We start from the raw sequence: 26,898 nt of genomic DNA, 5'->3' as shown, positions 1-26,898 counted from the left end.
GCCATCTACTCGACAATCTCATCCAGTTCCTGCATCCAGAGTGTCACGCAGGCATCACTCGGCATACGCAGATCCCCTCTTGGAGAAACCGCAACAGAACCCACCTTCGGACCATCCGGCAGGCATGAGCGCTTAAACTGCTGTGCAAAGAACCGGCGATAAAAAGTCTTCAGCCATCTGAGAATCGTGGCGGCATCATAAACGTCTTCAAAAGCTTTCAGGGCCAGGCGATATACCTTGGCCGGATGCCGTCCGAAACGAAGAATATGATACAGGAAGAAATCGTGCAGTTCATACGGTCCCACCAGATCTTCAGTTTTCTGTGAAATCTGACCGTCCTCCGGAGGAATCAATTCCGGGCTCACCGGTGTATCCAGAATATCCAGCAATGTTTCCCTTAATGTCTGACTGTCCGCTGTGTCCGCACAATATCTGACAAGATGACGCACCAAAGTCTTTGGTACCGATGCATTGACGCCATACATAGACATGTGATCACCGTTATAGGTCGCCCATCCCAGCGCCAGCTCCGACATATCTCCCGTACCAATGACCATACCACCGAGACGATTGGCAATGTCCATCAGTACCTGGGTTCTCTCTCTGGCCTGGCCATTCTCATAGGTCACGTCATGATTGGCCGGATCCTGTCCGATATCTGAAAAGTGCAGCGTCACTGCTTCTTTGATATCCACTTCCTCAAGGGTTGCTCCAAGTCTTCGAACCAGTTCACAGGCATTGTGATACGTTCTGTCTGTCGTACCGAAACACGGCATTGTCACAGCCATGATCTGACTTCTGTCCATATCCAGCATGTCAAAGGCACGTACAGTCACAAGCAGCGCCAATGTGGAATCCAGACCGCCTGAAATGCCTACAACCGCATGTCTGCAGTGTGTATGTGCCAGACGCTTCTTCAATCCCATCGCCTGAATTGTCAGAATCTCTTCACATCGTCTCGTTCTGTCCATGGCATCATCCGGCACAAACGGATGTGGATCAATGAAACGTCTTAAATCCACTTCATGCAGTTCAAGATCAAAATCAATCACACGGTAACCATTGTCAAACTTCGGCTGCCATGTGGTCATTCTGCGTCGTTCGCTGATCAGCTTGGATATATCCATATCTGCCATGATCATCTGATTGCTGAAACGTTCAGATTCTGCCAGAATGCTGCCGTTTTCGCAGATCAGATTGTGCGCGCCAAACACAAGGTCTGTTGAAGATTCACCCTCACCGGCATCTGCATAAATATAGCCGCAGACAAGTCGTGCAGACTGTCCGCTTACAAGGGATCTGCGATAGATATCCTTGCCTGTTGTCTCATCACTGGCTGACAGATTGGCGATCACCGTCGCCCCTGCCAGTGCATGGCTGATGCTTGGCGGCTGTGCAACCCAAAGATCCTCGCAGATCTCTATACCAAGAGTAAAAGCCGGCATCTGACGGCATCTGAACAAAAGTCTGGTACCAAATGGATACGTTCTTCCATTAAATAAAACATCCGCCTCAATATCCGCACCGCTGTGATAATGGCGTCCTTCATAAAATTCTGAGTACGTAGGCAGATAAGACTTCGGTACAAATCCAAGTATATCGCCATCATGAAGCACTGCAGCGACATTGTAAAGGACCCCATTCACCGTCAGCGGCAGACCGGCTAATACAACCATATTCTTGTCTCTTGTAGCCTCTGTCAGTGTAAGCAGTGCCTTTCCTGCACCATCCAACAGGCTTTCCTGCAGGAAAAGATCACTGCATGTATATCCTGTCAGGCATAATTCAGGCAGTACAAGCAGACTGACGCCCTGCTCATAGGCCTCGGACACAAGTGCTGCCGCAGATGCGCCGTTAAAATTGCAGTCCGCCACCCGGATATCCGGAGTGGCCGCTGCAACGCGTAAAAATCCGTCAAACATACGAATGTTGCCTCCAAATTTATCGTTATAGTCAGCGTTTTTCTCTGAGAAGGCCTCTTCGATAAGCATCCAGCAGCTGTTCCAGATCAACGATGTCTTTGCGGATCTGCTTGCCGACATCGGTATCTGCAACCAGCCGGCGTTCATTGACCAGCTGAACAACTGTAATATTGGAATGGATATCGGTCTCTTCGATAATCGCCTTTTCAAGACTTTCAAATGGTTCATGGGTAACCAGTCGAAGTCCGTAGGAATTGTAGATCAGCGTATAGCCTGCAATACCCGTTGTCTTCTGATAAGCCTTTGAAAATCCTCCGTCAATGATCAGCAACTTGCCGTTGCCCTTGATCGGGCTTTCCCCCTTCTTGAACTTCACCGGCATATGACCATTGACAATATGACACCGCTTCGGATCCATACCGAATTCCCTGAGAATCATATCACAGATATCTTCTCTCTCGATCAGTTTATAATAATAATCCTTACGTTCTTCCTTCAATGATGGTTCATTGATAAAATATCGCTCAAATGTGGCCATTTTCTCCTTGCCGAAAACAGGTGAATCCTCATTGGACCAGATGAACCACATAATATCCTGACCGTACAGCCTCTCTTCCGGATCACTGCTCATATAATAGCCCTTTCTTGCGCAGCTCTCAAGAAAATCATATAAAGCTTTACCGGAATACTTCTTGCCCTTCAATGTTACATCTCTGAATGTGCCGTCTTCATTGAACGGAACACAGCCATGATAATACAGATTGTCATTGTAGCAAAGATAAAGGCTGCCCTGCTTGAAGAAGAACTGGATATGCTTCTGAAGCTTCTCACACCCCTTAAAGGCATTCACAAGACGGTTCATAATATCTTCTTCTTCCGGTGAAAGCGCATACGGATCCTTCGGATCAATGGTCGGGAAGTTATGATCAAGCAGATCATATTCCTTGCCGTCTATGGTTATACTGCCCTTTTCATAGTTAATCTTATCCAGTAAAAGTCTGTCCGCCATATGGAATTCCGGTCGGCGCATCATCAGCTGCCCTTCCAGTTTGAACTGGATGATTGCAATGGCCTTATGCATCTTAACTTCCACTTCTTCTTCCACCTGACTGATGCTGTAATCCTCCCTCTCCACATGCTTAATCGCAAACAGTGAACAAGGATCATCTCCATAAACCGTATTGGCAAAATTCGCCAGAGGCATCAGATTGATACCGTAATCATCTTCCAATGTATTCAGATTGCCGTAACGGGCACTGATACGGATAACATTGGCGATGCAGGCCGGATGTCCGCTGGCTGCACCCATCCAGAGCACATCATGGTTGCCCCATTGAATATCCACAGAATGGTAGGACATCAGTCTGTCCATGATGGCAGCTGCCCCCGGACCTCTGTCAAAAACATCCCCCACGATATGCAGATGATCCACAACAAGACGCTGGATCAGATTGCACATAGCCACAATGAATTCCTTAGCACGATTAATGCGGATGATCGTATTGATGATCTCATTGTAGTATGCCTCTTTATTCAGGATATCTTCTCTTTCGTAAAGAAGTTCTTCTATGATATAGGCGAAGTCTTTCGGCAGTGCCTTTCTGACTTTTGACCGTGTATACTTAGACTGTGAACGCTTGCAGACGCGGATCAGGCGATGAAAGGTCATTCTGTAAAAATCCTCAATATCGTCCTCTTCCTTCTCTATAAGCTCCAGCTTCTTCTCCGGGTAATAGATCAATGTTGCAAGCTGCTTCTTGTCCTTCATACTGATGCTGTTGCCGAACTCTTCATCGATCTTGGCTCTGACTGCCCCTGAACCATTCTTCAACACATGGAAAAACTGATCGGCTTCTCCATGAATATCACTGAGAGCATGCTCCGTTCCTTTCGGCAGGTTCATAATGGCAGACAGGTTGATAATCTCCGTTGATGCCGACGCAATGGTCGGATACTTCTCAGATAAAAGTTTCAGATAACGCTTCTGTAAATCGTCCATCTGTTCCATAGCGGCTCCTTTCCGTTTTTCTATTCTGCTAACCAATGACATCGCTCATCTGATACATGCCCGGCTTCTTTCCCTTCAAAAACTGTGCAGCCTGAATCGCACCCTTGCCGAAAATAGCCTTTGAATAAGCCGTATGCTTAATCTCGATCACTTCATCCGGACCACAGAAAAGGACTTCATGCTCGCCGACAATTGTACCGCCTCTGACAGCCTGGATACCGATCTCATTGGCCTCTCTTCTGGCACGTTCTGCTGAACGATCCAGTTTGTATGTATAGCGATCATCCATAGCCTCATTGATCGCATCTGCAATCGCCAGTGCTGTTCCGGACGGTGCATCCATCTTCTTGTTGTGATGCTTCTCAACAATCTCAATGTCATAACCGACTTCACCGAGAATCTTTGCAGCTGCCGCTGCCAGCTTGAAAACTGTATTCACACCCAGTGACATATTGGCAGAACGCAGGATCGGGATCTGTGCTGAAGCAGTCTTCACATCCTCCAGCTGTTTCTCACTCAGACCTGTTGTACAAAGAACCAGCGGCATCTTTCGCTTCAATGCATAAGCCAGAACCCCATCTACAGCCTGTGCAACAGAGAAGTCAACAATCACATCCGCTTCCACATCACATGCATCACAAGATGTAAATGCCGGATATGGATTCTCTCTGTTATCCACACGGTCAATACCTGCCGTGATCTCTGCATCCTTGTCTTCCGCTGCCAGCTTTGTGATCACCTGACCCATGGCGCCGTTGCAGCCATGCATAATTATCTTTACCATCTCTGTATCCTCCATTTGATTGATTCTATTCATATATAAATATTCATTGGTAACTGTTCATTGCCCGATTGTCTTCTCTTTTACAGTCTTCTGACAATGCACTACTTTCATTTTACCCTACATCGGGCCATAACGCAATTATAGTTAAAGTATTGACATTCTCATAACCTGCTTTTTGAAATTTTGCTTGGCTCTGAACAGTTACAAGTTTTTAATAAACAAAGAAAGACTCTCCCGGATACACAATACGCTGTGCATCCGAAAAAGTCTCCAGAAAAATCTATTTCTTATTCTGCCAGTTTCAGACCATAAGCCTTCATGGCTGCAGCAAGACGTGCCTTATGTTCAGGCTCAATCTCGGATAAAGGCATTCTGAGCGGTCCGACATTCATGCCAAGCAGATTCATTGCCGCTTTAACAGGGATCGGATTCACTTCGTTGAATAATTCATGCATCAAAGGCAGTGCCTTTAACTGCATTTCAAGACTTCCCTTCACATCCCCTGCCAGATACTTGGCAACAATATCATGAGAATCTCTCGGGCAAATATTCGAAAATACGGAAATCACGCCGATACCGCCAAGGGACAGAATCGGAACAACTTCATCATCATTACCTGAATATAAATCAATACATCCGTCTGCCAGCTGCATCAGTGTAGCAATCTGGGAAATATTGCCGCTGGCTTCCTTGATGCCAACAATATTGTCACATGTCTTTGCCAGTGTCACAGCTGTCTCAGGGGCGATATTCACACCTGTACGGCTCTGTACATTATACAGAATGATCGGCATATCTGTATGCTTTGCAATCTCTGTGTAATGTGCCACAAGGCCTTTCTGTGTTGCTTTATTATAATAAGGTGTCACAACCAGTGCACCGTCTGCGCCTGCCTCTTCAGCCTCTTTCGTCAGATAGATGGCTGTCTCTGTACTGTTGGAACCTGTACCTGCAATAACAGGAATTCTGCCTGCTGTACGGCTGATAGCTGTACGGATACATTCAATATGTTCTTCCTCTGACAATGTGGAAGACTCACCGGTTGTACCGCAGATAACAATACTGTCTGTGCCATTCTCAATCTGATAATCAATGGTCTCTTCAAGTTTCTCAAAATTAACTGAACCGTCTGCATGCATTGGTGTAACGATTGCAACACCTGCACCTTTAAAAATTGCCATATCTCTTTCCTCCAATTTTATTACTGCCATAAAGGGGACATGTACTTCCGCTCTTTTTTGTGCAAGGCTCAGAGCCTTCCAATGAAACAGACCATGGCATAAAAAAGAGCCGACGCAATGCCGACTCATAAGAATAATCTCAACTATGAAAATTCTTCAAGCAGCACTCCATCAAAATGATGACAGTCATACAGCTCTTAACTGTATGCCCAGCAATATATCTTCCAGGAAATATAAAGCTTCGGCATATCATCCTTTCCAACCCATTCATCTGCACCTGACTGCATCCTGAGTTCTACTTATATAAATATGCGCCTCTACTTAATTACTGTTTCATAGTATCACCAAATACCCCTCATGTCAACAGAAAAGCTACATACATGACGGTTTTTCAGAGCAGGCACCTTTCACAATGTCCAGCCTTGAAATATAATCCGCATACGGAATCAGTTCTTCCGGAAGGTGACGGCCTGTCATGATCAATTCCACAGACTCATCTTTCATGTCGATCAGACGGATCACATCTTCACAGGTAATAATCCCAAGATCAACAAGTCCCAGAATCTCATCCAGGATCAATACATCACATTCCCCAATGGATAATACTTTCTTTGCAAAATTATAGCCATTGAGAATATTGACCTTCTCCTCCTGCTTCTCCTCATCACTCAGATCTTCATAAAAAGCTTCTTCTCTTTCGAACCTGAAAACCTTGATCTCCGGCTCCAGTCTCTTCAGGTAATCCAAACTGCCGGTCATCTTACCCTTCAGAAACTGTATAACAAAAACTTCTTTCTCCTCGCCTGCGCAGACAAGTGCACGCCCCATCGAAGAGGTGGATTTGCCTTTGCCTTCACCAAAGTAAATCTTTACTAAACCTTTTTCCACAACATTTACCTCTGATTCTTATAATGAATCTCTCTATCCTCTCACATCGTGAATTATAAAACAATATATAACTGTTCAGAGCCAAATAAAATTTAGGTTGGCTCTGAACAGTTACAACAATATATAGTAAATATCACATTCCTGGGAAAACGTCAAGCAAAAACTACCGTTCTGATGCCTTTAGTCTGCATATTGACCTTTATTCTACACATTCAATTTTGCTGACGGAAATCTCATAGGCCGTCCGCTTTTCCACTACATCGTTATCCAGCCGTTTCTGATATGTACGGCTCTGAATCCTTCCCCAGAGATGGATATGTGTTCCCACTTCAAATTTGCCGGCAAACCGTGCATTTCTTCCCCAGCAGATACACGGCAGATAATCCGACTTGCCATACGGCCTGTTGACAGCCATCAAAAGGTCTGCGATCTCACGTCCAAGAGGTGTCATCCGATATACCGGCGGTTTGCAGATATAGCCATCCAGATAAATGCTGTTCGGCTTTGTCAGCGTTCCTTCTTCCCCCACAAATGCAAACTCCCGGACAAATACCGAAAGAATCAGACGATTTCTGCTTTCTTCATGCTTATTATAAGAACGGAACTGTCCGTGTACTTCCACGATCTTCCCCCTGTAGCTCTCCTTCACATCCACAAGCCGCTCAGAAACCATCAAAGGAATCCGATCCTCCATATGACTCAGACGGTTGACAACCACCTCCAGCATATAAAAGCCTTCTCCAAAAACTTCATGGCTGTATGTGAATTCCGAATCAACCGTTCCAACGATTGTCACCTGATTGTTATCCATTGCTTTATCTGCCATCTTTTAATCCCCTTTCACCACTCCGGTAAATATAAGTTTTTTAATATGTATTTATATGTATTCTGTCCACATCCGATTTATGCTATCTCTTTTTCATGAACGGATATGCTCTCATCACGCCTCTTTTGTCTGAATCAAACTGTCATGTGACAATTACAAATCTACCATGATTTACCATGAAAAGAAATTCTCATTCATCGACAGATTCTTCCATTTAATGGCATTTGCAGGGGGCCATCGGTCATTTTTCGGCCTTTTGAATGCATTTATTCCGTTTTATTATAGATTTCCGCAATAAAAAACTTGAAAAACCTTTTCGTAATTGATATGATAAATAGCGTTGTTAAGCAGATTCTTTTTCAGAAAGAAGGATTTATATGAATATAAAGAGAGAAGATACAAGAAATATTGCCATCATCGCTCACGTTGACCATGGTAAAACAACTCTGGTAGACGAACTTTTGAAACAGAGCGGTGTTTTCAGAAGCAATCAGGTTGTACAGGAAAGAGTTATGGACTCCAATGATATCGAACGTGAACGTGGTATCACCATTCTTTCCAAGAATACAGCAGTTTTTTATAAGGATGTCAAGATCAACATCATCGATACACCGGGACATGCCGATTTCGGCGGCGAGGTAGAACGTGTCCTTAAAATGGTAGACGGCGTTGTCCTCGTTGTAGATGCTTTCGAAGGCCCAATGCCTCAGACAAAGTTTGTTCTGAAGAAAGCCCTTGAACTGAACCTGGCTGTTATCGTATGTATCAACAAGATCGACCGTCCTGAAGCAAGACCGGACGAAGTTATTGACGAAGTTCTGGAACTGCTCATCGATCTTGATGCCAGTGAAGAACAGTTAGACTGCCCATTTGTGTACGCTTCTGCCAAGGAAGGTGTGGCTATGCTTGAGATTGGTGATGACAGCAACAGCATGCAGCCATTATTTGAGACGATCATCAACCACATTCCTGCTCCGGAAGGTGATCCTGACAAGGGCACACAGGTACTGATCAGTACCATTGATTATAATGAATATGTTGGCCGTATCGGTGTCGGCAAGGTCAGCAACGGTTCTATCCGTGTGAATGAAGATGCTATCATCGTCAATGCCCACGACCCTGAAAAGCGTCGCAAAGTGAAAGTCAGCAAGCTCTATGAGTTTGACGGTCTGAACAAAGTGGAAGTTGAGAAAGCAGGCGTCGGTTCCATCGTCGCTATTTCCGGTATTTCCGATATTCATATCGGTGATACACTCTGCTCCCCTGATTTTGTAGAGCCAATCCCATTCCAGAAGATTTCCGAGCCTACAATTTCCATGAACTTCCTTGTCAACGACAGTCCATTAGCCGGCCGCGAAGGCAAGTTCGTAACATCCAGACACCTTCGTGAACGTCTCTACAAAGAACTGAATACCGATGTCAGCCTCCGTGTTGAAGATACAGAGAACACAGACTGCTTCAAAGTTTCCGGCCGTGGTGAACTGCATCTTTCCGTTCTCATCGAGAATATGCGTCGTGAAGGCTATGAATTTGCAGTCAGCAAGGCAGAAGTTATTTACCACAAGGATGAGAAAGGTCATCTTCTTGAGCCAATGGAACAGGCTGTCATCGATGTACCAGATGAATTCTCCGGTATTGTTATCGAGAAGCTGAGCTTCCGTAAAGGCGAACTGCAGGGTATGTCCCGTTCCAACGGCGGTTACACTCGTCTTGAGTTCCTGATCCCATCCCGTGGCCTCATTGGTTATCGTGGTGAATTCATGACAGATACAAAGGGTAATGGTATCCTGAATACTATTTTTGACAGCTATGGCCCATACAAGGGTGACATTGCTTACCGTCAGACAGGTTCCCTGATCGCATTTGAAGCCGGTGAAACCATCACTTACGGTCTGTTCAATGCACAGGAACGTGGTACACTGTTCCTCGGACCTGGCGAACAGGTTTACCAGGGTATGGTCGTTGGTGAAAACCCTAAAGGCGGCGATATCGAGCTGAATGTCTGCAAACGTAAACAGATGACCAACACCCGTGCTTCAGGTTCCGATGAAGCCTTAAAGCTTGTACCACATAAGGTACTGAGCCTTGAGCAAGCCCTTGACTTCATCGAAAATGATGAACTTGTTGAAGTTACACCGAAGAATATTCGTATCCGTAAGAAGATTCTGGATCCGAAACAGCGTATGCGTGCGAACAAAAAGTAATTTTTGACGCGTGGCCTGTCATTTCTAAATAAAGATATAAAAAGCGTCTATTCAACACAAGCCGCTCTCGCTGCCAATGCTAGCAGCGGTACATAAGGCAGTAAAATACACTGCCTAAGTACCGGCGAGCATTGAAGCACTTGTGTCTAAATAGACGCTTTTTATATCTTTTTCGGGAATTTTGAGGCCACGCTGCACCCTAATTCGTTTTGACTAGTGAATGCTGCTTCTGATTAATCCGTAATTTTAGTCTGTTGTTATTTTTATGGTCAGAGCAGAGGCTTTCCAGGTGGAGTTGTCGGACTGCATTTTCACGTATCCTGTTGCGGTGCCGACTGGCTGTTTATCATCGGAGGTGACTAATTGTGTGCTGAAGTCGTAAGCATTATCTTCTCCTGATTTTGCTGTCAACTGTATATCCTGCGCAATGATATCTTTATCCAGCTTTTGTGCCAGTTTCATCGGAGCTATCATTGAACGGTCTGCCAACAAATCTGCGATGCAATCAGCTGTCATTATCTCTCCAAATTGTTTCTGAAAATAATCTTCCATTCCGTCTATCGATACCATTCCGGTCTCATCGCCGGTCTCGGCAGATGCTATCTCTGCATACTGGCTGTCAAATTCATCGGCATCCTGCACCGTACCGCTTAAAAATTGATTAAGCACAGCGTTGGCGCTTTCTTCAGAACTGTTACCACTCTTCTGGCAACCTGCCGCCAACAGCATAGCCATCAATACTGCCATGCATGCGAAAATTCTTCCAAGACATTTTAACTTCATCCTATCATCTCCTCCTGTTCTTAAATCGCGTGAATCTTTGTACTTTTTAGAAATATTTTCTAATTACAAGTTATCATACGTGAATTATTCTGTCAATGCAAATCAGCCTATAAAAAACCATGAATTGTGTGCCTGTAAAGAGACATCTCTTTACCCTATATTAAATCGTCTTCTTGAGAAAGACCTAGTTTCAACATCTAATGTTGTAACTGAAAAAAGAAAATTCGTGTTTACTACCATCTTTCCGAAACAGGCAAAGAATATTACGAAGACATGAAGAAAAATTATGCTGCTTATATTACCACTGTCAATAACTTTTTAAATTTAAAATTGGAGGTCTGAAAATGGAAGTACCATCATCCATCACAGATAAAGAAATTCATAATGATCTTTCAAAAATTAAACAGCAGCTCACTTTTACACACTCTCCAAAAGAGACAGCTTCTATTATGCAAATGATAGAAAGCAGTATCGATGACTTTCTCAGTGAACATCCTTCTGCCACAGCTAAAGCAACTGCCAATTTTTATGTTGGTTCACGTATAGAAAAAACAATTAACAAATCTGTCACCTTAACTTGCAGCGCCAAAGGTACTTTTTCTTAATCTATTTTATAGCCTTTAACACAAAAATGAAGGAATATCCTGTATCCTACAGTCTTCCTTCATTTTTGTTTTTTACTATCCTAATTTTATTTTACGCCACTGCATTCCCATGTTTCTGTATCCAGCAGCAGAAATTCTTCTGTTCCAATGGGCTTGCCGTCACGGTAAGTTGAAAAGACATCACAGGAAATCAAGTTTCCTTCTTTTGTAATCATATCCATCGGTGTATGGCCCACTATCTGCAATAGTTTCCGCGGCTTATACAACCGCATATTGGAATGCTGGGGTCTGAGCCAGATAGGCGAGGCATCGTTCCACATTTCGTTTGGACCGAGTTCGTTAATGGCCGCCACCACTGCCTCCACGTCATGATATTTTGCTTTCGGTACAACGCTCTCTGCAAAATAATCCAATACCCCCGCATGGGAAAATAACACGTTATCTATTTTCTGGACATAGCGAATCGGATTGCTCTCCGGGAGTGCATCCCGCAAATCCAATAATTTTCTCTGCACAGTGTAAGCTGCCATTGAACTGTAGCCACTTTCTATGCGATGCCAGAGATAGCTCAGGTCATGATTGCCATAACACCAGGCTGTCTCCGGAAATTCTTTGGCAAAATCAATAGCTGCATCATAGGTTTGTTCATACAGTGCAATATCATACTCTTTCCCCCAGTCATCCGGAATATCCATCAGACACACTGCACGGTCCGCCTTTTTTGCACGCATAAGCACTGCTGCCTGTTCAAACATCCACGGTTTCAAATGCACATCCGGTATTACTAAAACTTTCATCGAATCACCCTTTCTTCTCATCTGTTATCATTATAAACTCTACCAAATAAAAACTTGTCCCCTGCTAACAAAAAAGACATATAAAGTCTAACTTTTTGGCGACACCTCAGTTCACTTTATATGTCTCTTTGAAATTGTCATTTTCCTCAATCACCGATTATTCAAAAATCTGTTTCAACTGAATAGATGTCGGTGACGGCATCTTCAATGGCGCACCGCTCATCATAATATAGCCTTTGTCGTAGTTGACTTTGAAGGATGTCATGGAATTGCCTTCCTGATTGACAGACACAAACATCTGATCTCCCGGCATAATCGCCAGGTCTCTTGGATATTCACCACTGACCGGAAGAATACATAATGTCTTCATCATCTGATCTTCTTCATTAATCTCATAGATTGCTACAGAATTGTTGCCGGAGTTGGTAACAAAAAGATATCTGTCGTCCGGAGTCAATTTCAATGTAATGGCACTGTTGTAGTTATCATACTTCTCAGGCAGTGTAGAAATTGTCTGAAGCTTTGTAAAATGAGCAGTCTCAGCATCATAGGCATACTTCGTCACGCAGCATTTATTCTCATGGGTCAGATAAGCATAACGACCATCCGATGTAAAGATCATATGCTTCGGTCCGGATTCCAATTCGCATCTCAGAATATCATGGAGCTTGATCTTGCCTGTTTCATGATCAAACTCATACACCTTTACCTGATCCATACCAAGGTCAACGGCCATAATGAAACGTTCATCCGGTGAGAAAATCGCACAATTCACATGGCAGCGATAATTCCTTCCGGCAATACTGCCAAGACCTTTCATAAAGACTTCATCCGTCACGCCCTGAATCGTACCATCCTCATTTAATCTTAAAACAGTCAACTTGCCATCATGATAGCCTGCTGTCAACAGATAGCGGTTGGCTCTGTCCACAGACAGATAACAAGGCCTCAGACCATTCACAGAAGCTTTGTTCATCAATTCAAGACCGCCGTCCGGCAAAATCTTAAAAGAAGCCACGCCCTCATCACAATTGCTGTACAAGTACTGTTCGTCATGGGCTAATCTCAGAAATGAAGGATTGTTGATCTTAAATGAGTCCCTTACCTTAAAGTATGCATACTCCACATTCGCATCCAGAATATAAATACCGTCACTCTCGCCTCTTGTATAAGAACCCACATATGCTACATATTTATCTGCCATTCTAAAAACTCCTCTCAAAGTCATCTGCCATTCAAAGCTGAACCCCTTTATTTTTCAAAGAAGAAATTCAATTATCAATTCAAAACAGGCACACTTACCGCTATTTTCTAAACGTAAGTGTACCATATTCCATCCCAGATGTCCACAATAACCCAAGTTAAAACATTGACGTCCGTCCCTATTTGTAGTAATCTCATACTGATGTTATTCATCAACCACATTATCTTATTTTTAGAATTATACTCAACGCGAAATGCTCTGTATTCTTAGATAGTTGCCAATCATTCATCATTCAAAAGCAGGTGCTTCTGATGTGGCCGGTACTTAGGCACTGTCCTTTAGTGCCTTATGTACCGCTGCCAACATCAGGCCGTGCGAACGTGCCTGCTTTGAATGATGAATGATTGGCAACTTCAAAAAAACATCTGCGTTTCGCCCATTAAGGAGGATTTTACTATGGAGAAAATTGCCAGTTTCACAATTGACCATTTAAAACTTGTTCCCGGTGTTTATGTTTCCCGTAAGGATACCATTGGCAAAGAAGTCATCACAACTTTTGACCTGCGCATGACCAGTCCTAATGATGAACCTGTAATGAACACGGCCGAAGTACACACCATTGAACATCTGGCTGCTACTTTTTTACGCAACCATCCGGTTTACGGTGATAAAACCATTTACTTTGGACCAATGGGCTGCCGCACAGGTTTTTACCTGCTGCTGGCCGGTGACCTGACTTCCAAAGAGATTGTGCCGCTGATGATTGAGATGTTTGAATTCATCAGAGACTTCAAAGACGAAGTGCCAGGCGCAAGTCCGAAGGACTGCGGCAATTATCTGGATATGAACCTGCCAATGGCCAATTATCTGGCCAAACGCTATCTTGACAATGTACTGTACAATATTGATGACAACAGACTGGTTTATCCGGAATAAAAATCGACATAAAAACAAAAATCTGCGGCATACTATCACAAAAACCACTCATAAAAGGAGGTTTCCTATGATAGAACCGCAGATTTCTTTTCATCCGGATCACTATTTTCAAAAAGCCGAATCCCTTACGATGCCGCAGCCTGACATCACCAACAGTACCGACGGTTCAGACCGGATGACCGTCCGTGATGACCATCTTCCGCCCTACATCGGCGATTTTCCGCCGAAATCTTCTTCACCCTCACAGGATGAAAAGATGGTATAAAGCCGCAATTAAAAGCAGATGGGCCGGATAAAAGATATAAAAACCATACTGCATCACTTTCGTCTGCCGGCCCCTCTGCCCATTATAAAGCAGGATCGGGATCAGGGCCAGCACCGCATAAACTTCAACACCGCCCACAGCAGCCAGAAGAATCGCCGCAATGGAATATTTTAACTGAGGCTGCCCCCGCAGATAATAAAAAATACAGATAACCGCAATCCCAGTAAAACCATAATCCGTATTGAAAAATTCAGCGATCAGCCCCGCTGCAATAATAACAAGCAATTTATAGAGTACATCCGGAATGTCCAGCTGCTCAATGGGGTGCTCAAGGAACCAGATAGCCAGAAGTCCCAGTCCCAGGGTAAAAAATACATTCTGATGACCCGTATATACCAACCGGTGATAAAAAGCCAGGTCAAAAGGAACCTCCGAAATCAATGCAAAAATACCCATACGCAGAATATATTTCTTCATGTTACGGGTATGCACAGCCCCTTCCACAAGCAAAAAACAGTAGATTGGAAAAGCTAATCGTCCGATAATGCGAAATCCCATCATCCCGCTGAAACAAACCGCTCCCAGATGATCAATGAACATAGACAGACAGGCGATCAATTTCAATACTGTGCCGTCCAGTCGCTGATACCGGGATATATTGACCGAAGGATTCATTTATTTTCCTCCCTGTTTCTGAGCTTCAATCCGCTCTGCCAGATCATTGAGATACACCCAGCGATCCATCTTCTCTTCAAGGGCTGACTCATTCGCATCCTTTTCCTTCATCAGGTCATTGAGTTTTCCGGAATCCGTGGCAAACTTCATCATATCCGCATCAATCTGTTCAATCTTCGCTTCAAGGGCTGCAATGTCATCATCAATGGTATCAAATTCCTTCTGCTCGCTGAATGTAAACTTTAATTTCACCGGTCTGTTCTGCTTCCAGTCTTTGGAATTGTTCTTCTTTTCCCCGCTGTCAGCTTTTGTCTTATTGGTCAGACTCATATCCGGTGCTGTGCCAAAACGCTTCTCATGGGCTTCCAGATAATCGGTATAACCGCCCTCATACTGTCGAATGTGGCCCTGTCCGTCAAATTCCAGAATACGATCCGCCACATTATCAAGGAAATAGCGGTCATGGGAAACAGCCACGACAATGCCTACAAATGAATTCAAATAATCCTCCAGGATTGTCATGGTCGGAATATCCAGATTGTTGGAGGCCTCATCTAACAGAAGGACATTGATATTCTGACATAAAACACCAAGCAGATACAGACGGCGCTTCTCACCGCCGGATAATTTGCCGATTGGCGCATACTGCATTTCCGGTGTAAAAAGAAATCGCTCCAACATCTGGGATGCACTGATCCTGCCGTCGCGGGTAATAATATATTCTCCGATGTCTTTGACATAATCAATAACCCGCTGGCGGTCATCCATTTCCTTCTCATCCTGGGCAAAATAGCCCATACGGATGGTCTCCCCAATCTCAATGACACCGGAATCCGGTTCTACCTGTCCCACCAGCATCTTCATCAGTGTGGATTTGCCGCAGCCGTTCGGACCAATGATGCCTACCTTTTGATTTCTCAGGAAAATATAACTGTAATCATCCAGAATGACTTTATCACCATAACGCTTGCTCAGATGCTGCAGTTCAATGGTCTTTTTACCCATACGTGTCTCAATGGAATCCATCTCCACAACCTGTGCCTGCTCCGGTGCCGTTCCGTTCTTCAGCGCCTCTAACCGTTCCAGTCTGGCACGCTGTTTGGTGGTTCTGGCACGGCATCCTCTCTTGGCCCATTCCAGTTCCATTCTAAGGACACTCTGGCGCTTGCGCTCCGTTGCCAATTCCATCTCTTCTCTGGCTGCCTTTAATTCAAGGAAACCGGAATAGTTGGATTCATAGCTGTAGATCTTGCCCTGGCTGATCTCCAGGATCTTGTTCGTCACCTGGTCAAGGAAATATCGATCATGGGTCACCATCAGAATCGTTCCCCTGAAATTCTTCAGGTAATCTTCCAGCCACCGGATCATGGCACTGTCCAAATGGTTAGTGGGCTCATCCAAAAGCAGCACATCAAAATCCTGTGCCAGCACCTTAGCCAGAGCCACTTTTCGCTTCTGGCCACCGGAGAGCTGATCAATGGGCATACTATAATCCATAATCCCCAACTGACTTAAGTTGCTCTGAACCTTCCATCCTGTCTCGTCATCGCCTGCATAAGAAAGAATCGTCGCATTCTCCGGGAACTTCGGCTCCTGAGGCAGCCATGCCAGTTTCAGCTGATTCTGCCGGATAATATTGCCGGAATCCGGCACTTCATCGCCTGCGATCATTCGAAGCAGCGTGGATTTGCCGGTGCCATTGATGCCCACAATACCGATCTTGTCACCTTCCTGAATACCGATGGACGCATCATCGAAAATCGTCTTCTCACCAAAAATTTTGCTTATATGTTCAATATTCATTATATTCATAAAAAAATACCTCTATCTATTTTATCTTTAATAATGATAAATGAAATTTACATAACCGTCAATTGTATTTTCCATTGAAAAGGCTTGCAAATTAGCTAAAATACGGTACAATAGGGATTGCAGTCTAAATTATTAAAAATTGGCGTAACTGCTGAATGATATGTACACAAACAGAAAGGTTTATCTATGATTAGTGCAAATAATGTTACTCTGCGCATTGGCAAACGCGCACTCTTTGAAGATGTGAATATTAAGTTTACCGAAGGCAATTGCTATGGTCTGATTGGCGCCAACGGTGCCGGAAAGTCTACTTTCCTGAAGATTCTCTCCGGTGTCATCGAACCGAGCAAGGGCGACATCGCAATCACACCTGGCCAGCGTTTATCCGTACTGGAACAGGACCATTATAAATATGATGATTATCAGGTATTAGATACCGTTATCTTGGGCAATAAGCGCCTCTATGAGATTATGAAAGAAAAAGACGCTATTTATGCCAAAGAAGATTTTACAGATGAAGACGGTGTTCGTGCCAGCGAACTCGAAGGTGAATTTGCCGACTTAAACGGCTGGGAAGCTGAAAGTGATGCTGCGACGCTGTTAAATGGTCTCGGTATCGACACAGATCTTCACTATGCTTATATGCGTGAACTGGACGGCGGTCAGAAGGTCAAGGTTCTTCTTGCCAAAGCCCTGTTTGGCAATCCGGACATTCTGCTCTTAGACGAGCCGACCAACCACTTGGATCTGGATGCCATCGCATGGCTTGAAGAGTTCCTGATCAACTTTAACAATACCGTTATCGTTGTCTCCCATGACCGTTATTTCCTGAACAAAGTCTGTACCCATATCGCTGATATTGATTATGCCAAAATCCAGCTTTACTCCGGCAACTACGATTTCTGGTATGAATCCAGTCAGCTGATGATCAAACAGATGAAGGAAGCCAACAAAAAGAAGGAAGAAAAGATCAAGGAACTGCAGGAATTCATCCAGCGTTTCTCCGCCAACGCTTCCAAATCCAAGCAGGCAACGTCCAGAAAACGTGCCCTTGAGAAAATCCAGCTGGATGAGATCCGTCCATCCAGCCGTAAGTATCCATATATCGACTTCAAGCCAAACCGTGAAATTGGCAACGAAGTACTTCACGTCGAAGGCATTTCCAAGACCATTGACGGTGTGAAGCTCCTTGACAATATCTCTTTCACCCTGGGCCATGATGATAAAGTAGCTTTTGTCGGCCCGAACGTCAACGCCACAACCGCGCTTTTCAAGATTCTAGCCGGTGAAATGGAACCGGATGAGGGTTCTTATAAGTGGGGCGTTACCACAACACAGACTTACTTCCCGAAGGATAACACTGCTGAATTTACAAGCGAAGACAGTATCGTTGACTGGCTGATGCAGTACTCCCCTGAAAAGGATGTGACATTTGTCCGCGGTTTCCTTGGCCGTATGCTCTTCTCAGGCGATGACGGTCTGAAGAAAGTCAATGTTCTCTCCGGTGGTGAACGTGTCCGCTGTATGCTGTCCAAGATGATGATGTCCGGCGCCAACACCATGCTGATGGACGAACCAACAAACCATTTGGACATGGAATCCATCACAGCCCTGAACAACAGCCTGATCAAATATCCGGGTGTTCTGTTATTCACTTCCCAGGACCACCAGTTTGTACAGACCGTTGCCAACCGTATTATGGAACTGACACCTGGCGGTCTCATTGACAAACAGTGTACGTATGATGAATATCTTGAAAATGATGAGATGGCAAGAAAACGCCAGATTCTCAATATGGAAGCAGAAGCTGACGATTAATTTACAGACAATTTAGTATTCAGACAGGCACTTGTCAGCAATTCTTAAGGATTTTTTAAAGCCTTTATCCGGCTTATGTGCTATGCTAAGAGCAGCAGAGAAATGATGGATCCATGATTTCTTTGCTGCTCTTTTGCTGTTAATGTACTTAATTATCGGAGGCTTAAAAATTACTTATGATAAAAAACAAACGACTTTTATTGATCATACTGACTATTTTTATTCTGGCTGCTGCCGGAAGTTTTTTCATTCTTTTTGTCGATCAATGGCATATAGAAATCAATGATGGCTCTGAAAATAATGTCAAAATCGAATACGGCGATACCTATGATGACGGCACCGTCACTGCCGCATTAAAAGGCCGGTATCTGTTAAAGAAGGGATTCCCTGTTACTGTCACCTCAGAGGGTTCTGTCAATACCTCCAAACTCGGCAGTTACACCATCAACTACCATGCTTCTTTCCTTTTCTGGAAAGGTGCGGACAGTAAAACGGTGACTGTTGAAGACACAGTTCCGCCTGAAATTAAGCTGACAACCAATCCGGATCATTATACCCTTCCCGGCCATCCTTATGAAGAAGAAGGCTATACGGCATCCGACAATGTGGACGGTGATCTGACGGATAAAGTAACCCATGAAGAGAAAGACGGAACAGTGATTTATAAAGTTTCCGACAACTCCGGCAATGAGACAACCGTCACCCGCACCATTGTCTATGACGACCCGGTCCCGCCGGTCCTGGCCTTAAAGGGTGACAGTGAAATAACCATACAGTCCGGTTCTGATTATACCGATCCGGGATATACCGCCGAAGATAATGTGGACGGTGATCTGACAGATAAAGTTTCCGTGGATGGTTCTGTCAATACCTACAGCGCAGGTACTTACTCGCTTACTTATAAAGTTCAGGATAATTACGGCAATGAAGCAGCGGTCACCCGAACAGTCACAGTTGAGCCGGTCCGCCAGGCAGACACTGTCAACCCTTCCGGCAAAATTGTCTATCTGACCTTTGATGATGGTCCCGGTGAATACACTTCCAAGCTTTTGGACATTCTGTCCAAATACAATGTCAAAGCCACCTTCTTTACCGTTGGTTCCGGTCACCCGGATTTGTTAAAAGCCGAAGCGGACGCCGGTCATTCCATTGGCATTCACAGTGCTACACACGATTATTCCAAAATCTATGCCAGCGAGGATGCCTTTTTTGCCGATCTACGCAAACAGCAGGATACCATTGAAAATGCCACCGGTATCCGGACAACCCTTGTCCGTTTTCCCGGCGGAAGCTCCAATACCGTCAGCAAAAGCTACTGCTCCGGTATTATGACCAAACTGACCAAAGACCTCACGGATATGGGATATCAGTATTTTGACTGGAATGTCACCAGCGGTGATGCCGGCGAAACAACCAATACATCCGTTGTCGTACAAAATGTCATCTCCGGGATTCAGCAGCATGATGTCTCCATTGTCCTGCAGCATGATATCAAAGGCTTCAGTGTCAATGCCGTGGAACAGATCATCCAGTGGGGACTTGCACATGGGTATACATTTCTGCCCCTGACCGCTGAAAGCCCGACGGCGCACCATGGTGTCAACAACTAATAACCATCGCATGACTCCACGATATAAAAAAGAGGCTGTGAAAAATGAGTAAATTCATTTTTCACAGTCTCTTTTAAATGATTTTTCAACCATATCTTTACATATAACATCCCAGAGGCATGCTGTTCTGCTGCAGCAGATGCAGGATAGAGCCTACAACCTGTGCACAAATCTGCAGAATATATCTGCAATCATTCTCCACAGACTTCACTGCATGCAGATATTCTGTATGACATTTCTTAATAAAGGCACAAATCTCATCCGCCGACCGCATGTTCACTTCCTGGAAATGTGCATGTGTCTCTTTCATTTTTCTCACAAACTCCCTGAAATCCACTTTCAGCTGTGCTTCATAATGAATATGTTCTGTCATAGTTCCCGGATATTCAATATTATGCGGGAATGTAAAATAATCCGCAATATAATGGGTAATGACACCGAGATCCTTGGACAGACCGATGGTCATGCCTTTATTCTTGTCATATTCATCAATGACTTTATTAATCTTCTTTTCAAGCTTATGGAATGTCAGATCAATTCTGTGTTTAGTTGTTATAAAGCTGGGCACAAGGTCTGGTTCCAGACTTCCGAATCTGAAAGCCAGAGGATGGTCGATCATGTCTGCATCCACAATATCTACAATGTATCCTGCTAATGATAAATGAGACTTTTTTCTCAATATGAAACCCTCCACACATATATAACTGCGGCATCAGCCACTTTTTCTGTCTTTTACTTACATCTCCACTATTGTACACCCTTCCTAATCAAGAATCAATATCATTTACAAAAAATTCACATTCCATTTACACAGGAAGCGTTCATTCACCTTGACATTGCCATTCACATCATATAAAATTAATGTAATTATACGATTTTACAGAGGAGATGATTTTTTTGGATTCCAGTGACGCGATGCAGCTTATTGTTCTGATTGTTTTGTTGGCTTTATCTGCCTTTTTTTCATCAGCCGAAACTGCATTAACCTGTGTCAGCAAAATTCGTATCCGCAGCCTTGCTGAGGAGGGCAATAAACGCGCCTGTCTTGTTAAGGAACTGACGGATAATCCATCCAAGATGCTGAGTGCTATTCTGATTGGCAACAATATTGTCAATCTGAGTGCTTCCTCATTATCTACCATGCTGGCCACTAAGATGGCCACACAACTCGGAGCCGGTGCCAACGCAGCGACCTTTGTTGGACTTGCAACCGGTATCCTGACTATTCTGATTTTGATCTTCGGTGAGATCACACCTAAGTCAGCAGCCACCATCAATGCCGAGAAGATGGCCCTTGGTGATGTGGTTATTGTCTACTGGCTGACCCGTATCCTGACACCTGTCATATTTGTTATCAATCACCTTTCCTATGGTGTGATGCGCCTGATGGGCATTAATCCGAATGCACAGGCCAAGACCATGACAGAGAATGAGCTTCTGACAGTCATCGATGTCAGTCATGAAGACGGTGTTATTGAATCCGAAGAGAAGGAAATGATCACCAACGTGGTGGACTTCGGCGATTCTGTTGCCAGTGAAGTGATGGTACCGCGTATTGATATAGAATTTATGGATGTAGAGAGCAGCTATGAGGATGTACTCGCTGTTTTCAGGCGTGACAAGTATTCCCGTGTACCGGTTTATGAAGGTAACAAAGATCACGTCATCGGTGTCTTGAATCTGAAGGATGTTTTCTGTTACAGCGATCTTCCCTCGAATTTCTCTATCCGCAAGATTCTTCGCCGCCCATACTTCACTTACGAGTTTAAGCGAATTTCAGACCTGATGGTAGATATGCAGAAGAATTCCATCAGTATGGCCATGGTGTTAGATGAATACGGTGCCGTTGCCGGACTCATCACCTTGGAGGATTTGTTGGAAGAAATCGTGGGTGAGATCCGCGATGAGTACGATGAAGAAGAGAAAGACGATATCCGTAAGGTCAATGAACATGAATATACCGTAGATGGCACCACCAAGCTGGAAGATATTGACAAGCTGCTTGATCTGCACCTTGAATCTGAAGATTATGATTCAATCGCCGGACATATGATCCATGAGCTTGGTCATATTCCGACAGAAGGCGAATATATCGATATTAACGGTATCCGTTTTACTGTTATGAAGATGGACAAGCATCGTGTGGCCGATATTGATATTCGTCTGCCAGATACTGAAACTGAACAGAGCCCATCTGAGCACTGATCTTCGGTGTCATCATCGGTGGTGCATTCAGCACAATCGTATCTTCACTGGTGAATGATATTCATCAACAAGCTGAAGAAGCCTGCACCTGTTGCTGCGCCGACCACAAAGGTCTGTCCGTACTGCAAGTCAGAGATACATATTGATGCCGTTAAATGCCCACACTGTGCATCAGACCTTGAGGACACAGAACAGTAGTTTTTCCGGTTGTTCATCCCATTCAATTTATGCTTATAAAAGAAGCTTCATAAGATGGATTATTTTCTCACACCACAGCCATCTTACAAAGCTTCTTTTTTTCCGTTCTATTCCGTTTCCCAATACATTTGATGCAGTCTTATTCGGTACTTCCCTTTACCAGTTATATCTGCTCCCATTTGTTCAGCCCATACGGATAGATATCTTCCTTTTTATCTATCTGTATATTACTGTCTCTGTCTCCTGACTAAACAGCCATTTCCTTTAAATCATCCGCAATAATCAGTTCTGCTTCCGTTGCAGCCTGGATTTCTTCGATCGTATATTCCGGATTGTATTCAACCAATGCCAAACCTTCAGGTGTGACTTTCATTACACCCATCTCTGTTACAATGAGATTCACCTGACCTTTTGCAGTCAGAGGCAATGTACACTCCTTGAGAATCTTATGCTTGCCTTTATTTGTATGCTCCATGGCAACAATCACTTTTCTGGCACCTACCACCAGATCCATGGCGCCTCCCATACCAGGCAGCATTTTTCCCGGAATTTTGTAATTGGCGATATTGCCTTTTTCATCTACCTGAAGAGAGCCGAGGACTGTTACATCCACATGGCCGCCGCGAATAATGGCAAATGAGTCTGCACTTGAGAAAAATGCACCATCATCCGCAATACCGGCCATCACACCGCCTGCATTCACCACATGCGGGCTTTCTTTTCCTTCCTCAAGCGGCACCAGCCCGACAAAACCATTCTCAGACTGAAGAGTCAGATCGACACCTTCCGGAAGGTGGTTCGGCACCAATGTCGGCAGTCCGATACCAAGATTCACAACATCTCCGTCCTTTAATTCTTTTGCCACACGGGCTGCAATAAAATTCTTAATATCTCCCATTATTCTGCACCTCCTACAAGATAATCCACAAAAATTCCAGGTGTTTCAACATAATCCGCACCAATCTGACCCGCTTCCACAATTTCGGATACACCAGCCACAACCGTATCCGCTGCCATTGCCATCATCGGATTGAAGTTGCGTTCTGAGCCGATATAACGTAAGTTGCCGGATGCATCTGCCTTATGGCCGCCGATCAATGCAATGTCTGCATGTAACGGCAACTCCAGAATATAATCTACACCATCAATTGTCTTTATTTCTTTTCCTTCAGCGACTTCTGTACCAACGCCCGTCGGTGTGTAAAAACCGCCAAGTCCCGATCCACCGCATCTGATTCTTTCTGCCAGGGTTCCCTGCGGAACAAGTTCAAGATCAATCTCACCTTCAAAATATTTTGCACCGAATTCAGGATTCAATCCAACATGCGAAGCGATCAGTTTCTTTACCTGTCCATTTTCCACAAGCTTGCCGACACCTCTTGCTTTTCCTTTCCATTCTCCGGTTTCTTTGTCTTTCTTTCTGCCAAAACCTGCATCATTACAGATAATTGTCAAATCCTTTACATTACTTTTTACAAGCTCATCAATAATCGGCTCCGGTGTACCATTGGCCATGAATCCACCAACCATCACTGTCATACCGTCTTTTACCAGAGATGCAGCCTCTGCTGCTGTTGTAATCTGAGTCTTAGCCATTTTACTCACTTCCTCCTTAAGTTATATGAAGTATTTTTTTATCCTGCCTATATAATGAGCAATTACCATGCCAATTGTTTCCTGTGTGATTTATTTTTCTCCGAAACAGTTGCTTTAAGCCAAATAATTGTTTTAGCCAAAATACATCTATAACTGTAAAATAACGTTTTTTTTTCGATTATGTCTATTTTTTGTACATTTATTGTTAAACTATCCAATTTAAACAGAATTTGCTTCCTGTATTTATGCGTTTTTAACCTATACGTCTAAAAAGCGTACACATTTATTGATGTGTACGCTTTTTAGACATGTTTTATTCTGTAATTGTTATCTTACTTTTAACCGCTGAATAATGGCTCGATAATGGCTGAATACAATTAATGGCATGAATGACTGCCGCATCCGTGATTGCCGCACTGGTGACCACCCTCACCATGTTCATGATCATGATGGCTGCATTTCACATCTGCATCATAATTCAACTGACCTTCCAGAAGTGCTTCAACGGCCTGATCTGCATTGCCGCTGCATCCGCCAAACAACTTGATACCTGCCTGAGCCAGGGCATTCTGAGCTCCGCCTCCGATACCGCCGCAGATCAGTACCTGTACCTGATGTTCTGCCAGGAATCCTGCCAAAGCACCATGGCCGCTGCCGTTTGTTCCTACAACTTCTGAAGCAACAACCTTTCCATTCTCTATATCATACAGCTTAAACTGTTCTGTATGACCAAAATGCTGAAAAATCTCTCCATTATTGTATGTTACTGCAATCTTCATTTTAATGATCCCCCTTATCCTTGTTCCATACCTGAGCTCGGCATCGATGTTTCGGACATCCGCCGCACCCGCAAGTTGTTTCTGCGCCATCACATAATCGATAGTCTCCGCCTTCAATCCTGAGCATCTTGCCGTCTACGACAACTTCCGCCAGCTTCTTTCTGGCACTGTCATAAATCTGCTGCACCGTTGTTCTGGCAATATGCATATATTTTCCGCACTCTTCCTGTGAAAAATTCTCTTTATCTATGAGACGGATCGTCTCATATTCATCCACCGTCATCACAACGCATGCCTCATCTGACGCCCCTCCGGAAGGCATAAATTCGGATACCTTCGGAAGACAGCATACTTTTCTGCACTTTCTTGGTCTCGGCATCTCTTCATCCTCTTTCTTAAATCAACGGCAATACGGATGCGCGCAATCCCTATTGCCATTTCATGTTCATCAACTGTTCGATATAAATGGCATATGTCATTTATATCACAGTTATCGGCATATGTCAATAACTCATCTTTTTATCAGTACCTCAATTCGCCTTGAAGCAAATAGTTCAAACAACGGCTGCAATCCTCTAATGGCCATTTTTCTATTCCGTCAAAATCCGCTTCACAATCTGTCACAACAGCAATCAAGTTCTTCCCGCAGCAGGATAATGTACGGGATATTTTCTCTCTGACGATTTCTATCTTCGGCAATTCACTCTGCTTCATACCTTCCACAAGAATAACATCTACATCTGAAAATCCGTTGATCAGCTGCTGCAAATCGATTTCTTCATCTGCATTGATCATATATCTGTTCTTCGAAAAAATCGCTGTCGCCGCAGCGCCGGCTTGGTGATATCGGTAGGTATCTGTTCCCGGTCTGTCCCCTTCAAAATCGTGACCGTCATGTTTGATCACTGCCGCACTTTTGCCATGGGATTTTATTTCTTTGAGCAGTTTTTCAATATAGGTGGTCTTGCCGGAATTTTTGATACCGCAGATGCATAATATTTTCTGTTCTTTCGGCATGTTCAAAGATGTATTTTTCCACCGTTCATACGCTTCCGGCGTATTGATATTGACAAAACATGTATCTGGGATCCCCATCTCTGCCGATGACACAATCAAACAGCGGCTTCGAATCAGCAAATGCATCATTTTATAATCTTTATACCGCAGCATTTGCTGAATTACCGGCAAAAGCGACGGTCGATACAGACCACATAAAGGGTGGATTCGTCCACGACTGTCCTGATAGACCATACAGTCATATCCCTGTTCATACGCATCCGCAGACATCTGAATCAGGCTGCCGACCATACTTTCTGTCAATTCCGGGACATCGCAGGCTGTCACAAAAATCCATTCATCTTCATCCTTTAACTGCTGCAAGACCGTGTATAGGCCGCCTAAGGGGCCGCAGTCTTTGACAACGTCTATAAGCCCATAACAATCCTTATCTTTGTATACATTTTGAATAAGCGCCAACTGCGCCGCATCGGCTGCTGACAGATAAATCCTATCTGCTTTCTCCAATGCCTTGATCTGCCTTTTCAGATAAGATTGGCCTTTTCCATCCTTCAGCAGAAACTTTGGCTGTCCGCCCATTCTCGATGAATGACCGCCCAAAAGAATCGCCGCTTTATGACATTTTAAAGACTGATGTGTCATTATTTTTCACTCCCAAATGATAATCGAGTAGGAGAAAATTCCTCTTGATGAGGAATTTTCGACCTCTCACACCACCGTGCGTACCGTTCGGTACACGGCGGTTCAATCAACTTAACATGTAACACACCTTTCAGTGTAATAAT

Annotated in this window: 24 protein-coding genes and 1 riboswitch; of the genes, 7 read left to right on the top strand and 17 right to left on the bottom strand. The window is 44.1% G+C overall.

The annotated features are described in order from the left end of the window. Window positions 1-5 precede the first annotated feature (5 nt). From NBH03_RS09850 to NBH03_RS09825, 6 genes are all read right to left on the bottom strand, one after another. Window positions 6-1,922, bottom strand: coding sequence for an NAD(+) synthase (locus NBH03_RS09850; RefSeq protein WP_250799479.1), 1,917 nt, complete (start codon window positions 1,920-1,922; stop codon window positions 6-8). A gap of 31 nt (window positions 1,923-1,953) precedes the next feature. After that, window positions 1,954-3,921, bottom strand: coding sequence for a fructose-1,6-bisphosphatase (locus NBH03_RS09845; protein WP_215691052.1), 1,968 nt, complete (start codon window positions 3,919-3,921; stop codon window positions 1,954-1,956). Window positions 3,922-3,958: 37 nt separating this feature from the next. Beyond that, a complete protein-coding gene (dapB, locus tag NBH03_RS09840) occupies window positions 3,959-4,714 on the bottom strand; it encodes a 4-hydroxy-tetrahydrodipicolinate reductase (protein ID WP_250799478.1) in 756 nt (251 codons plus the stop codon). 287 nt (window positions 4,715-5,001) lie between these two features. Further along, window positions 5,002-5,895, bottom strand: coding sequence for a 4-hydroxy-tetrahydrodipicolinate synthase (dapA, locus tag NBH03_RS09835; protein ID WP_015515420.1), 894 nt, complete (start codon window positions 5,893-5,895; stop codon window positions 5,002-5,004). A gap of 153 nt (window positions 5,896-6,048) precedes the next feature. Beyond that, window positions 6,049-6,223, bottom strand: a riboswitch (Lysine riboswitch). Between the two features lie 44 nt (window positions 6,224-6,267). After that, window positions 6,268-6,783, bottom strand: coding sequence for a cob(I)yrinic acid a,c-diamide adenosyltransferase (locus NBH03_RS09830; RefSeq protein ID WP_117538578.1), 516 nt, complete (start codon window positions 6,781-6,783; stop codon window positions 6,268-6,270). A 199-nt stretch (window positions 6,784-6,982) separates the two neighbouring features. Then, window positions 6,983-7,609, bottom strand: coding sequence for a single-stranded DNA-binding protein (locus NBH03_RS09825; RefSeq protein ID WP_015515418.1), 627 nt, complete (start codon window positions 7,607-7,609; stop codon window positions 6,983-6,985). A gap of 377 nt (window positions 7,610-7,986) precedes the next feature. On the opposite strand from NBH03_RS09825, the gene typA reads away from it, so the two are divergent. Then, complete coding sequence (typA, locus tag NBH03_RS09820; RefSeq protein WP_117527554.1) at window positions 7,987-9,813, top strand: translational GTPase TypA; 1,827 nt, start codon at window positions 7,987-7,989, stop codon at window positions 9,811-9,813. Window positions 9,814-10,059: 246 nt separating this feature from the next. Here typA and NBH03_RS09815 read toward each other — a convergent pair whose 3' ends face one another. Continuing rightward, the gene (locus NBH03_RS09815) at window positions 10,060-10,596 is read right to left on the bottom strand and encodes a hypothetical protein (RefSeq protein ID WP_250799477.1); all 537 of its coding nucleotides are present in this window, start codon (window positions 10,594-10,596) and stop codon (window positions 10,060-10,062) included. Between the two features lie 344 nt (window positions 10,597-10,940). On the opposite strand from NBH03_RS09815, the gene NBH03_RS09810 reads away from it, so the two are divergent. Continuing rightward, window positions 10,941-11,201, top strand: coding sequence for a hypothetical protein (locus NBH03_RS09810; protein WP_250799476.1), 261 nt, complete (start codon window positions 10,941-10,943; stop codon window positions 11,199-11,201). A gap of 86 nt (window positions 11,202-11,287) precedes the next feature. Here NBH03_RS09810 and NBH03_RS09805 read toward each other — a convergent pair whose 3' ends face one another. Then, window positions 11,288-11,998, bottom strand: coding sequence for a metallophosphoesterase (locus NBH03_RS09805; protein WP_227082162.1), 711 nt, complete (start codon window positions 11,996-11,998; stop codon window positions 11,288-11,290). A gap of 157 nt (window positions 11,999-12,155) precedes the next feature. After that, entirely contained in the window at window positions 12,156-13,202 is a 1,047-nt protein-coding gene (locus tag NBH03_RS09800; protein ID WP_250799475.1) for a lactonase family protein, read from the bottom strand. Between the two features lie 456 nt (window positions 13,203-13,658). Here NBH03_RS09800 and NBH03_RS09795 point away from each other — a divergent pair, with 456 nt between their 5' ends. After that, the gene (locus NBH03_RS09795) at window positions 13,659-14,138 is read left to right on the top strand and encodes an S-ribosylhomocysteine lyase (protein ID WP_250799474.1); all 480 of its coding nucleotides are present in this window, start codon (window positions 13,659-13,661) and stop codon (window positions 14,136-14,138) included. Between the two features lie 67 nt (window positions 14,139-14,205). Next, the gene (locus NBH03_RS09790; RefSeq protein ID WP_015515405.1) at window positions 14,206-14,403 is read left to right on the top strand and encodes a hypothetical protein; all 198 of its coding nucleotides are present in this window, start codon (window positions 14,206-14,208) and stop codon (window positions 14,401-14,403) included. Here NBH03_RS09790 and NBH03_RS09785 read toward each other — a convergent pair. Together NBH03_RS09785 and NBH03_RS09780 are read right to left on the bottom strand one after the other, a co-directional pair. Then, window positions 14,380-15,078 carry a TraX family protein gene (locus NBH03_RS09785; RefSeq protein WP_250799473.1) on the bottom strand — a complete coding sequence of 233 codons (699 nt, stop codon included), beginning with the start codon at window positions 15,076-15,078 and terminating at the stop codon, window positions 14,380-14,382. The genes NBH03_RS09790 and NBH03_RS09785 overlap by 24 nt on opposite strands. Further along, window positions 15,079-16,890, bottom strand: coding sequence for an ABC-F family ATP-binding cassette domain-containing protein (locus NBH03_RS09780; protein ID WP_250799472.1), 1,812 nt, complete (start codon window positions 16,888-16,890; stop codon window positions 15,079-15,081). Window positions 16,891-17,076: 186 nt separating this feature from the next. Here NBH03_RS09780 and NBH03_RS09775 point away from each other — a divergent pair, with 186 nt between their 5' ends. Continuing rightward, the gene (locus NBH03_RS09775; protein WP_015515402.1) at window positions 17,077-18,708 is read left to right on the top strand and encodes an ABC-F family ATP-binding cassette domain-containing protein; all 1,632 of its coding nucleotides are present in this window, start codon (window positions 17,077-17,079) and stop codon (window positions 18,706-18,708) included. A 176-nt stretch (window positions 18,709-18,884) separates the two neighbouring features. Beyond that, entirely contained in the window at window positions 18,885-20,318 is a 1,434-nt protein-coding gene (locus NBH03_RS09770; protein ID WP_250799471.1) for a polysaccharide deacetylase family protein, read from the top strand. 97 nt (window positions 20,319-20,415) lie between these two features. On the opposite strand, the gene NBH03_RS09765 is transcribed toward NBH03_RS09770, so the two are convergent. Beyond that, window positions 20,416-20,997 (bottom strand): zinc dependent phospholipase C family protein, encoded by a 582-nt coding sequence (locus NBH03_RS09765; RefSeq protein ID WP_215691027.1) that lies wholly within the window; start codon window positions 20,995-20,997, stop codon window positions 20,416-20,418. A 218-nt stretch (window positions 20,998-21,215) separates the two neighbouring features. On the opposite strand from NBH03_RS09765, the gene NBH03_RS09760 reads away from it, so the two are divergent. Continuing rightward, window positions 21,216-22,523 (top strand): HlyC/CorC family transporter, encoded by a 1,308-nt coding sequence (locus tag NBH03_RS09760; protein ID WP_250799470.1) that lies wholly within the window; start codon window positions 21,216-21,218, stop codon window positions 22,521-22,523. A gap of 445 nt (window positions 22,524-22,968) precedes the next feature. Here the strand turns inward: NBH03_RS09760 and NBH03_RS09750 are convergent, their stop codons facing one another. The 5 genes from NBH03_RS09750 to mobB form a co-directional block, all read right to left on the bottom strand. Beyond that, window positions 22,969-23,619, bottom strand: a complete 651-nt coding sequence (locus NBH03_RS09750) for a 3-oxoacid CoA-transferase subunit B (protein ID WP_215691030.1) — start codon at window positions 23,617-23,619, stop codon at window positions 22,969-22,971. Further along, complete coding sequence (locus NBH03_RS09745; RefSeq protein WP_117529083.1) at window positions 23,619-24,317, bottom strand: CoA transferase subunit A; 699 nt, start codon at window positions 24,315-24,317, stop codon at window positions 23,619-23,621. Before NBH03_RS09745 ends, NBH03_RS09750 begins: the two co-directional genes overlap by 1 nt. A 377-nt stretch (window positions 24,318-24,694) precedes the next feature. After that, entirely contained in the window at window positions 24,695-25,096 is a 402-nt protein-coding gene (locus NBH03_RS09740) for a NifB/NifX family molybdenum-iron cluster-binding protein (RefSeq protein ID WP_250799469.1), read from the bottom strand. A 1-nt stretch (window position 25,097) separates the two neighbouring features. Beyond that, window positions 25,098-25,475: a DUF134 domain-containing protein gene (locus NBH03_RS09735; RefSeq protein WP_250799468.1), complete on the bottom strand. Its 378-nt coding sequence runs from the start codon at window positions 25,473-25,475 to the stop codon at window positions 25,098-25,100. Between the two features lie 143 nt (window positions 25,476-25,618). Next, on the bottom strand, window positions 25,619-26,755 hold the full coding sequence (mobB, locus tag NBH03_RS09730) for a molybdopterin-guanine dinucleotide biosynthesis protein B (RefSeq protein ID WP_250799467.1): 1,137 nt from the start codon (window positions 26,753-26,755) through the stop codon (window positions 25,619-25,621). Between the last annotated feature and the right edge of the window lie 143 nt (window positions 26,756-26,898).

Origin of the sequence: Coprococcus intestinalis (assembly GCF_023656595.1) — a bacterium.
GTDB classification, from domain to species: Bacteria; Bacillota; Clostridia; order Lachnospirales; family Lachnospiraceae; genus Coprococcus_A; species Coprococcus_A intestinihominis.
The sequence above is the reverse complement of the archived record's forward strand: the minus strand, read 5'-3'. Positions and strand labels throughout refer to the sequence as shown.

Excerpts from the sequence above, each read along its gene's own strand:
- NBH03_RS09850 (WP_250799479.1), bottom strand. The coding sequence starts at position 1,922 with ATGTTTGACGGATTTTTACGCGTTGCAGCGGCCACTCCGGATATCCGG.
- NBH03_RS09845 (WP_215691052.1), bottom strand. The coding sequence starts at position 3,921 with ATGGACGATTTACAGAAGCGTTATCTGAAACTTTTATCTGAGAAGTAT.
- dapB (WP_250799478.1), bottom strand. The coding sequence starts at position 4,714 with ATGGTAAAGATAATTATGCATGGCTGCAACGGCGCCATGGGTCAGGTG.
- dapA (WP_015515420.1), bottom strand. The coding sequence starts at position 5,895 with ATGGCAATTTTTAAAGGTGCAGGTGTTGCAATCGTTACACCAATGCAT.
- NBH03_RS09825 (WP_015515418.1), bottom strand. The coding sequence starts at position 7,609 with ATGGCAGATAAAGCAATGGATAACAATCAGGTGACAATCGTTGGAACG.
- typA (WP_117527554.1), top strand. The coding sequence starts at position 7,987 with ATGAATATAAAGAGAGAAGATACAAGAAATATTGCCATCATCGCTCAC.
- NBH03_RS09815 (WP_250799477.1), bottom strand. The coding sequence starts at position 10,596 with ATGAAGTTAAAATGTCTTGGAAGAATTTTCGCATGCATGGCAGTATTG.
- NBH03_RS09810 (WP_250799476.1), top strand. The coding sequence starts at position 10,941 with ATGGAAGTACCATCATCCATCACAGATAAAGAAATTCATAATGATCTT.
- NBH03_RS09805 (WP_227082162.1), bottom strand. The coding sequence starts at position 11,998 with ATGAAAGTTTTAGTAATACCGGATGTGCATTTGAAACCGTGGATGTTT.
- NBH03_RS09800 (WP_250799475.1), bottom strand. The coding sequence starts at position 13,202 with ATGGCAGATAAATATGTAGCATATGTGGGTTCTTATACAAGAGGCGAG.
- NBH03_RS09795 (WP_250799474.1), top strand. The coding sequence starts at position 13,659 with ATGGAGAAAATTGCCAGTTTCACAATTGACCATTTAAAACTTGTTCCC.
- NBH03_RS09790 (WP_015515405.1), top strand. The coding sequence starts at position 14,206 with ATGATAGAACCGCAGATTTCTTTTCATCCGGATCACTATTTTCAAAAA.
- NBH03_RS09785 (WP_250799473.1), bottom strand. The coding sequence starts at position 15,078 with ATGAATCCTTCGGTCAATATATCCCGGTATCAGCGACTGGACGGCACA.
- NBH03_RS09780 (WP_250799472.1), bottom strand. The coding sequence starts at position 16,890 with ATGAATATAATGAATATTGAACATATAAGCAAAATTTTTGGTGAGAAG.
- NBH03_RS09775 (WP_015515402.1), top strand. The coding sequence starts at position 17,077 with ATGATTAGTGCAAATAATGTTACTCTGCGCATTGGCAAACGCGCACTC.
- NBH03_RS09770 (WP_250799471.1), top strand. The coding sequence starts at position 18,885 with ATGATAAAAAACAAACGACTTTTATTGATCATACTGACTATTTTTATT.
- NBH03_RS09750 (WP_215691030.1), bottom strand. The coding sequence starts at position 23,619 with ATGGGAGATATTAAGAATTTTATTGCAGCCCGTGTGGCAAAAGAATTA.
- NBH03_RS09745 (WP_117529083.1), bottom strand. The coding sequence starts at position 24,317 with ATGGCTAAGACTCAGATTACAACAGCAGCAGAGGCTGCATCTCTGGTA.
- NBH03_RS09740 (WP_250799469.1), bottom strand. The coding sequence starts at position 25,096 with ATGAAGATTGCAGTAACATACAATAATGGAGAGATTTTTCAGCATTTT.
- NBH03_RS09735 (WP_250799468.1), bottom strand. The coding sequence starts at position 25,475 with ATGCCGAGACCAAGAAAGTGCAGAAAAGTATGCTGTCTTCCGAAGGTA.
- mobB (WP_250799467.1), bottom strand. The coding sequence starts at position 26,755 with ATGACACATCAGTCTTTAAAATGTCATAAAGCGGCGATTCTTTTGGGC.